Source organism: Methanobrevibacter sp., assembly GCF_045539575.1.
In the GTDB taxonomy this organism is placed as follows: domain Archaea; phylum Methanobacteriota; class Methanobacteria; order Methanobacteriales; family Methanobacteriaceae; genus Methanocatella.
This window is the reverse complement of sequence record NZ_JAZQFM010000020.1, coordinates 1-8799: the sequence shown is the minus strand read 5'-3', so window position 1 is coordinate 8799 and position 8799 is coordinate 1. Positions and strand designations below refer to the sequence as shown.

Genomic DNA, 8799 nt, shown 5'->3' with positions numbered 1-8799 from the left:
AGAGCATGTCCAAATGATGCTTTAGTTTTGGATAAAAAAACTAAAACTGTGAGTTTTATTGAAGATGTATGTATTGGATGTAGTGAAGGCTGCACTGAATGTATAAAAGCATGTCCATTTTATAATAAAGGATATGAGGTTGTTTTCGACAAATATAAAAAAATTAAAATGAAATCCAAAAAATAATAATATAAATTTTAGTATATATTTTTTATTCTAAATTTACTTTTTTTATCTTATAAGAATGAATCATTTATTTTTCTATTAAATCAGAAAGTAGATATGGTTATTGTTTGAAATAAAAGCAATTTTATGAAGTCAAAGCAATATTACAATGTTAAGCAACGCTTTTAAAAAATTTAATTTCACTTGTGAATCGATAAGCATGCGAACTTTATCATACGTTTTATACGAACAGTTTGAATAGTTCAGATACTTATTACTAATCAGGCGCTCTCTCTAAAGATTTTAAATATCTAAAATATATAGGTGAAAGCATGATGAATGACGAGCTATTGAAAAATCTATCGATAAGTTGCAACCACTCAAAGGGCACAACTTTTAATTATGAGCTTGCTTTGAGAAAGTACTGCATCTATTTTGACATGGAGCTTAAGGACTTCCTCAAGGAGGCAGAAGAGGATGAGATGAAAGGGGTCAAATAGAAACACAGTAGGTTGAAATCAAAACTGATTGAGTACAGGCATCATCTCTTTCAAAATTATGCTCCTGGGACTGTTAGAAAAGAGATGAACTGCATCATCTTTTTTTACAAGTTCTATGACATTGAAATACTGTCACTTCCTAAAGTCAACGACAAAAGCATTCAAAAGCCTGCTCCGATATACTTTAAGGACTTGCCTGATAAGGCGGTTATAAGGGAAGCCTTTAAGATAGCAACACCTTTGATGTAAGCTATAATTCTATTTTCATGTTCAAGCGGATGTGCTAGAACCGAAACATTGAGCCTGACAATCGGAGATTACATAGATGCGCTGTCTGAATATCTTCCGAAGAGAAATATGGACATATTTCATGTAATCGATTATCTAAACGGTATTGATGATGTGGTACCGACCTTCACCATCTTAAGAAAAAAGACAAACAAGTATTACATGACCTACTGCAGTCCTGAAGCCGTTAATGCAATCAATGCCTATTTGTTGCTTCGAGATAGGCCGATTGGTGAGGAAAGCCCGCTGTTTCAAATCAGCAGGACATATATGGTTCAGTCATTTGAAATGATCAACGACACATTAGGCCTTGGAAGGGTTGGAAAATATAGAAGGTTCTGATCACATATGCTTCGAAAGTTCCATGCATCTGCACTGTACAATGACGGCATGAGCCTTGACAAGGTAAATGATCTGCAGGGAAAGGCCAAGAATAAAACCGATGCAGCATATTTCATGACAAATCCTGACGATTTGAAATATGAGTATATCCAGCACCTGCCTGCCGTCACCATAAATACTGATGTTGAAAAGCTGTCTATTAAATCTCCTCAGTTTATTCAGATGGAAAAGGAGAATGAAGCGTTAAAATCTGAAGTGGGCAGTATGAGAATGAACTTGAAGAGGTTAGAGGTTTGAAAAAAGAGCTTATTGGCATTATTAATAAGGTTAGTGAAGAGTAAGGTCATTTGATGGCATTTAACTTGTGAATGCTATTAACATTATAAAAGAAAATAATTCCATGATTATCTCACGCCAATTAGTAAACATTTGGAAATCTTACAATGAATTCATTGTCAATTAATCTGATGGAAAGCATTATTTCACACATTAATGTCTTTAAAACTTCTGATTATATTTGAAATATTATTTAAACTTCAGTTATTATGTATTGGTCATGAAGGGATTGTGTTATAGATTAATTGGGTATTATAAACACTTGAGGTAATTTTATTCCTAAGTAATTTTTAGAAGTATATTACAATTTTTTTAGAAGTAAAAGTAAAAATATTTATATTGCATGTGATAAAATATAGTATGCCTTTTAGTATAAGTTAGCTATGAGATGATTGAAATGTTATTGAATGAATTATTTGGAGAAAATGCAAGGATAAAAATATTGGAAGAGCTATTAACATATTCTGATTCATTTTTAACTGCTGAAGAAATATCTCGAATGGCAGATGTTTCATCAAAAACAGTTTATATCCATATGAATCAATTAGAAGAAATAGGTATTTTAGAAGTTGAAAAAAAAGGTGCTAAAAGGTTTAAATTAAATTCTAATGATGAAAGAGTATTAGCTTTAGGATTAATAGAGGCTAATGAATTTTTAAGAAGGTCTCATAAACAGGAATTGACTTTCGAAAGCAGTGAAGTTAATCCTATTGCTGTTAAACAATATTCAAACTATGAAGAAGTTGAAGCATTGTTTGATGAAGTTCCGATGTTAGAGTTTTCAATAACCACATTATAATGGAGAGGTTAGTATGAGTGAAGAAAAAAAAGAATTAAACTTATTTATTCCAGAAGATTTAACTGAATATTATATTACAGGTGGGGCTATTGCATCATCACCGTTTGATATAAGATTAATTTTATTTAAAGATGAAATAGAAAAAAATAATGATATTTTAAATGGTTCTGCAGTAGGAATGGTTAGAACTGCTAAAACTGAAATAACTATGTCTCCTGTTGTTGCAAAACAACTAAGGGACTTGCTTGATAAAGAATTGCAGAAATATGGGGATGAATAATTTTTTGATTATTTTGGAGGCAATATGATAAATATTGATGATGATCCAAAAGAGATAATCAAGGAATTATCCGAAACTGAAAAGAACATTCTATATATTTTGGGCAAAATGAGAATTTCAGTTAACAAAAACATTAACGAACATTCCCTAAAGAAGAAATTAAGCAATGATGATTTGAAAAATTATAAAAAGGCATTTTCAAATTTATGTGCATGTGGAATAATAGTAATGTACCGACCTGGAAATTTCGCAGTTTCAAAGCAAGGTCGAAAAATAACTGATGAAATTGTCATACAAAAAAGACAGAATAAATATGCTGGCTTGAGGATTTTAATGCTTCAAGTTTAATTTTAAATTTGAAAAATGATTTGTTATTATTGTTTGCGCTATGTTTAATATGTCTAAAAGAAATTGAAAAATATTAATGTCGTCATTTGTTGGTGGCATTTATCTATTTCTGATTATCAATATTATCAATTTTTTGATTGAGCATGTTTTAATTGAATTGATGGATAATATTTTTACTATTTTTTTATTTTTTTTATTTTAATTAATCTTGTTTTGATTATTCATTAAAACTATATAAAGAAATTTTTTATTAGTTTCCTTTTGATGATATTATCAATATTCTCAATTTTTGATTGAGCATATTTGGATTTTTTTAATTAAATTTATAATTAATACATGCTGAGGTGAAGCATTACTACTAGGGCACTCATGATTAATATCAAATGATTATGATGAAAAGTATAAAATTTATATGGTGAAAAGTATAAAATAAATTTAATGAAAAGTATAAAACAAATTTGGTGAAAAATATAAAAAAGTGAGGGTTATGAAAAAATATTTGCCAAGATACACAGACCGGGAACTGAAGGAATCCTTGGAATATGTGGGAGCTGTTTTAATCACCGGTCCAAAATGGTGCGGTAAGACAACAACAGCCAAACAACAATGTAAGAGCCTAAAGGAACTTCAGCATCCGGTTCATGGAAAATCCTATCTAAAACTTGCTGACACTAATCCCCTTGAATTATTGAAAGGTGAAAAGCCAATGCTGATTGACGAATGGCAGATGGCACCTGAACTGTGGGGTGCTGTAAGATATTTGGTTGATGAGTCAGATGAAGACGGACTATATATTTTAACAGGTTCAACAACAGTAGAGGGAAATAAAATCGTGCATTCCGGAGCAGGTAGAATCAAAAGAATTGTAATGCGTCCAATGAGTTTATATGAAAGCGGAGAATCAACAGGGGAAATCTCATTAATTGACTTATTTGACAATGATGATTTAAATATTGATGGAATAACATCAAACCTGACAATACCTGATTTGATATTTGCCGCCTGCAGAGGGGGCTGGCCGGAATCACTAAACAAAAAAACTAAAAAACAGCAACTGGCTATTGTTTCAGATTATATCGATATAATCTGTAACAGTGATGTTTCAGAAGTTGATGGTGTTAAACGTAGCCCTCAAAGAGTAAAAGCAATCTTAAAATCATACGCCAGAAACATATCCACACTGGCAACTAAAAAAACACTCATGAAAGATGTAAGAACAGAATATGATATATCTCCACCAACATATAACTCATACATCAATGCTCTTGAAAGATTATATGTTATTCAGGACATTCCGGCATGGTCACCAAACATCCGCCCAGCAAATACAATCAGAAAATCCCACAAAAAAGAATTTATTGATCCATCAATAGCAGTGGCAAGCCTTAACTTGACACCAGAAAAATTACTGAAAGACTTTGAAACCTTCGGATTCATATTTGAAAACCTATGCATACGTGACCTGCTTGTTTATTCAAGTTCACTCAACGGAGAAGTATTGTATTACAATGATGACAGCGGTCTTGAGGCGGATTGCATTGTATACTTAAGTGATGGAAGATATGCATTGATAGAGTTTAAATTGGGCAGTCGTGAAATTGAAAAAGGGGCAGAAAACTTGCTGAAATTAAAGAAATTAATTAAGCAAAGTGTTGAAAACAAAAAGATTGATTTGGAAGAGCCAAGCTTTTTAGCGGTGATTACTGGTGGGGATATGGCTTACACCAGAGCTGATGGAGTGAAAGTTATTCCGATTGGATGTTTACGGTAAATGTTTTAGGTCAAGCAATCTTTTCCAGATATTGTGTTTTTCTTTAATAATTCATCATCCAATGCAAACTTTTTACAATATGCTCTTTATTCGCACTTGCCTATTTACAAAAGTGTTTCCTGTTTAATATTTACACGATAACAGAGATTATGCACCATGGGCATATTATTTGGTCGTGATTTTGCTTTAGGGAGTTATAATAACGATTCCATTATTATTGGATTCGTTCGAATTGAAGGTAATTTCTGATTTTACTAACTCTTCACTCTTTAAAGAATTAAACAATACCTTTTTAGAAACTGTATGAGAATTTTTCTTATTTATGGCTTCGGTATTAGCTAGTTGTCGATTTTAACTAATCATCCATTTTTCCTGTTAGGTATTTCATGTTCATGTATATTCTGTTCATGCTTGCAATGCCCTCAAGGTCATCTGCTTCGATGCTTGTGCTTCTAAGTGCAAATTTTGTATGATCAAATTCTTCACTCTTGCAGAGCAGATAGCTTTCGCTGCATCCGAACAGTGAGCATAGCTTATTTAAAATGGATAAAGTAATATTCTTGTTGCCATCTTCCATGTCAAGCAAATCTTTGGAAGGAATGTCCAAATATGAAGATACTGCTTGAGGAGTCAAATTCATATTTTCTCTGAGAGTTTTCATTCTTGCACCAATGTTTTTCATGCTAAATCACCTTAAGAATATATAAATGATTAGGTCTATGATATATAAATGGATTTCTAAAGGCATTTGACTGGCAATCCTATCAGTTTATATACTTGATAAAAATAGATATACTTACTGTAAAATGAACTTATATGTTTGTTTTACAGGTATGAAAATGTTGGAAAAAATTATATTTTCAAGTTAAAACTATTTTAAATTCCGACCTCAACAAAATGAAATAGTTTGCAACCTATTGGATATTTCTTGAAAAGAAAATTTTTCCGATATTTTACTTCATTCAATCACATCGAGGTAAAAATGCAATTTTTTTACCTTGATGTATATATTATTACTTTTTTGTATTTTTGTTTTTATCATCTTAAATTGCTTTAATTTATAACTAAACGATTTAAATATCTTGAAATTAAATATATATCTTGTATTAATCTTTCTTTTCAAAAATTAGATTTGTGATATAATTTCACATAAACTCTCATGAATTTTCTTTAGGTAGTGAATATGGGTGATGTGATATTATTTTTCAGTGCCTGATGCTTTTGGTGTTACTAATGTGAATTTTCATTGAATTGATGAGATAATTCACACATTCTATTTGAATCAAAGATTGCAAGTTCAGGTGATAAAATGGATTTCAAAGACGATCAGGAATTAATTGACAAGTTTCACAAAAGGTCCGGCCATAGCGTCTCAACAATCAAGTCTTACGGAAGTGTCTTAAATAAGTACAGAAAGTTTCACAAGATGAGTTTAAGCGAGCTTTTGCAGGAGGCAATTTCAGAACAGGAAGAGAGACTGCCTATTAACAGGTTAAGTATTTATGAAAGAATTCTTTCTTTTAGGGATTTCATGGCTGAAAACTATAAGGAAAATACTGCGTTAAATGCAGAATCAAAAATCAAAACATTCTATCACTACAACAGGGTGGAAGTGCCATTCATTCCTCCGTTGAATGTAAGGACTCTAAAAAGAAATGATGTAATCGGCTTTGAGGATTTGCCGACCAAGGATGAGCTGAGGCTTGCATTGGAATTTGCAGATGACAACCTGAAATTATGGATTCTGGTGTTGATTTCATCAGGCTGCTCCAGAGCCGATGCCAAATCAATAACCAACAGGACATTTTTTGAGGGAACCAGATATTATCATGAACAGGACAACTTCCCTGATGCTTTGGAGTATCTGGCGGAATGTGATGATGTGGTCTGCACATGCAGATTATTTCGCAAAAAAACCAACAAGCCTTACTATGCATTCCTGAATCCAGAATGTGTGCAGGAAATTGCACAGGTTAAATTAAAGCAAAAAGACTTTGATTTGGATGATTCTCTTTTGAAATATGAACTGAATCATATCAATTATAAGTTCCAGTTATTGAATGAATATCTGAAGTTTGGTGAGGTTTCAGGATTTTCACGCCTGAGGCCTCACATGCTTCGTAAGTTCAATGCTTCCTACCTGAATCAGGGTACTTTGGAAGATGCTTTCTTGGATAGAGATGATATTGATGTATTGCAAGGTCGTGGAAGAAATAAAACAAGGCAATCATATTTTAAGGAGAATCCTGATTTTATGAAGTTGAAATATGTTAAAGTGATGAGCAATATCTCACTTTATCATAAGTATGACTATGAGGTTGTTGACGGCAGGATTGTAATATTTCCAAGGCCTTTGAAATTTTTTTAATTCTTGGCCAATATCTGCCCTTTGAGGTATACAAATTGTTTCATTTAGGAGATGTTAAAGATGCATTTGAGATGTGATGAGGATTTGATTGACGAGTTTCACAAAAGGTCAGGCCATAGTCCCGGAACGGTAAACTCCTACAAATCCGTATTTGACATGTACAAGGAGTTTCACAATATGGATCTGTGTGAGCTTTTGGATGAGGCGATTTTAGAGCAGGAACAGGAAGTGCCCCTTCATAGGCTAAGCATTTATGATAGGATTGTTACGTTCAGGGAGTTTTTAGCAGAAAACTATCTTGCAAACACTGTTATTTCTTCAATGTCAAAAATATTGACATTCTATCGCTATAACAGGGTAGATATACCTTTCATTCCACGTTTGAATGTGAAAAATTTAAAATTTAAGGAACCTGTTTATTTTGAGGACTTGCCGAGCAAGGATGAATTGAGGCTTGCATTGGAAAATGCTGATGATGATTTAAGGTTATGGATTCTGGTATTGATTTCATCGGGATCATCCCGGATTGATGCCAAATCGATGACAAATCGGACATTTTTTGAGGGGACATGGTCTTATCATAAAAAGGACAATTTTCATGATGCGCTTGAATGTTTGGCATGTAGAGATGATGTTGTCTGCACATGTGAGCTGACCCGGCAGAAAACAGGTAAGCCCTATTACACTTTTCTTAATCCCGAATGCGTTCAGGAGATTGCACGGGTGAAACTGAAGCAAAATGATTTTGATTTGGACAGTCCACTTTTGAGATATTCTCTAAGTTATATCTCGATTAAGTTCAGACACCTTAATGATAAGTTGGGTTTGGGTGAGGTTTCAGGATTTGCACGCCTGAGGCCTCACATGCTTCGAAAATTCAATGCTTCCCACTTGTATCAGGGCACTTTGGATGAGAGTCTGTTGGACATGAATCATGTTGATGCATTGCATGGCCGTGGAGGTAACAGAATAAGAAAAACCTATTATAAAAATGATCCGGAATATCTGAAGAGGAAATACATTAGTGTGATGAGCAATGTCTCCCTTTATCATAAGTATGACTATGAGGTTGTCAACGGTAAAGTTAAGGTACTGCCAAGACAGTTATAGGTTCTGCTGATTAAAATAGATGGTGAAAGGCAATGTCGGGTTAACGTGTCATTATTAAAATGAAAAACAGGTTTGGAGGTGAGATTTCTTTTAAAATACATTCACAATCAAGAAATCAACTAATGTTCTGTTCTAAATCATTTAAAGGTATGTTTATACTAATCAGATATATTTGAATAAATAACTATTTAATTCAGGACATCATTATTGTTGTAACAATATTCCTTAAGTGTTAAATTGAAATTGGGCTCTATGCTGATTGTTTTATGGAAAATTTCATCTTAAAAATTTCACTTTTTTATTTCTATTATTTTCTTTTAAATCATCTTTAACTTTTTAATATTGCCTTGATTTTAATTTCCCCCCCCCCCCAATTTCAGTTTTTGATAATATTCAGTAATAAACTCTATTTTTCAAATTTGGACAAATATCTTTAAATATAAGTTGATATAAAGTAATTATCGTAGAATTTAAATTAAATTGATATTTTTT

11 protein-coding genes and 1 pseudogene are annotated in these 8799 nt (G+C 32.5%); 11 read left to right on the top strand and 1 reads right to left on the bottom strand.

Translation table 11 applies throughout. The annotated features are described in order from the left end of the window. From ACKI30_RS02225 to ACKI30_RS02185, 9 genes and pseudogenes are all read left to right on the top strand, one after another. Positions 1-186: pseudogene (locus tag ACKI30_RS02225) on the top strand (epoxyqueuosine reductase); the annotation flags it as partial. 311 nt (positions 187-497) lie between these two features. Next, positions 498-665 (top strand): hypothetical protein, encoded by a 168-nt coding sequence (locus tag ACKI30_RS02220; RefSeq protein WP_407409528.1) that lies wholly within the window; start codon positions 498-500, stop codon positions 663-665. A 12-nt stretch (positions 666-677) separates the two neighbouring features. Further along, on the top strand, positions 678-914 hold the full coding sequence (locus ACKI30_RS02215) for a hypothetical protein (RefSeq protein ID WP_407409526.1): 237 nt from the start codon (positions 678-680) through the stop codon (positions 912-914). A 48-nt stretch (positions 915-962) separates the two neighbouring features. Continuing rightward, complete coding sequence (locus ACKI30_RS02210) at positions 963-1295, top strand: hypothetical protein (RefSeq protein WP_407409524.1); 333 nt, start codon at positions 963-965, stop codon at positions 1293-1295. A 6-nt stretch (positions 1296-1301) separates the two neighbouring features. Continuing rightward, positions 1302-1592, top strand: a complete 291-nt coding sequence (locus ACKI30_RS02205; protein ID WP_407409522.1) for a hypothetical protein — start codon at positions 1302-1304, stop codon at positions 1590-1592. Positions 1593-2028: 436 nt separating this feature from the next. Further along, entirely contained in the window at positions 2029-2430 is a 402-nt protein-coding gene (locus tag ACKI30_RS02200) for a winged helix-turn-helix domain-containing protein (protein ID WP_407409520.1), read from the top strand. 13 nt (positions 2431-2443) lie between these two features. Then, entirely contained in the window at positions 2444-2710 is a 267-nt protein-coding gene (locus ACKI30_RS02195) for a hypothetical protein (RefSeq protein WP_407409518.1), read from the top strand. Between the two features lie 24 nt (positions 2711-2734). Further along, positions 2735-3058 (top strand): hypothetical protein, encoded by a 324-nt coding sequence (locus ACKI30_RS02190; RefSeq protein WP_407409516.1) that lies wholly within the window; start codon positions 2735-2737, stop codon positions 3056-3058. Positions 3059-3545: 487 nt separating this feature from the next. Continuing rightward, positions 3546-4829, top strand: coding sequence for an ATP-binding protein (locus ACKI30_RS02185; protein WP_407409514.1), 1284 nt, complete (start codon positions 3546-3548; stop codon positions 4827-4829). A gap of 355 nt (positions 4830-5184) precedes the next feature. On the opposite strand, the gene ACKI30_RS02180 is transcribed toward ACKI30_RS02185, so the two are convergent. Continuing rightward, the gene (locus ACKI30_RS02180) at positions 5185-5511 is read right to left on the bottom strand and encodes a helix-turn-helix domain-containing protein (RefSeq protein WP_407409512.1); all 327 of its coding nucleotides are present in this window, start codon (positions 5509-5511) and stop codon (positions 5185-5187) included. Positions 5512-6138: 627 nt separating this feature from the next. On the opposite strand from ACKI30_RS02180, the gene ACKI30_RS02175 reads away from it, so the two are divergent. Both ACKI30_RS02175 and ACKI30_RS02170 read left to right on the top strand, forming a co-directional pair. Then, positions 6139-7197: a hypothetical protein gene (locus ACKI30_RS02175; protein WP_407409510.1), complete on the top strand. Its 1059-nt coding sequence runs from the start codon at positions 6139-6141 to the stop codon at positions 7195-7197. A gap of 60 nt (positions 7198-7257) precedes the next feature. After that, positions 7258-8307 carry a hypothetical protein gene (locus ACKI30_RS02170; protein ID WP_407409508.1) on the top strand — a complete coding sequence of 350 codons (1050 nt, stop codon included), beginning with the start codon at positions 7258-7260 and terminating at the stop codon, positions 8305-8307. The last annotated feature ends 492 nt before the right edge of the window (positions 8308-8799 follow it).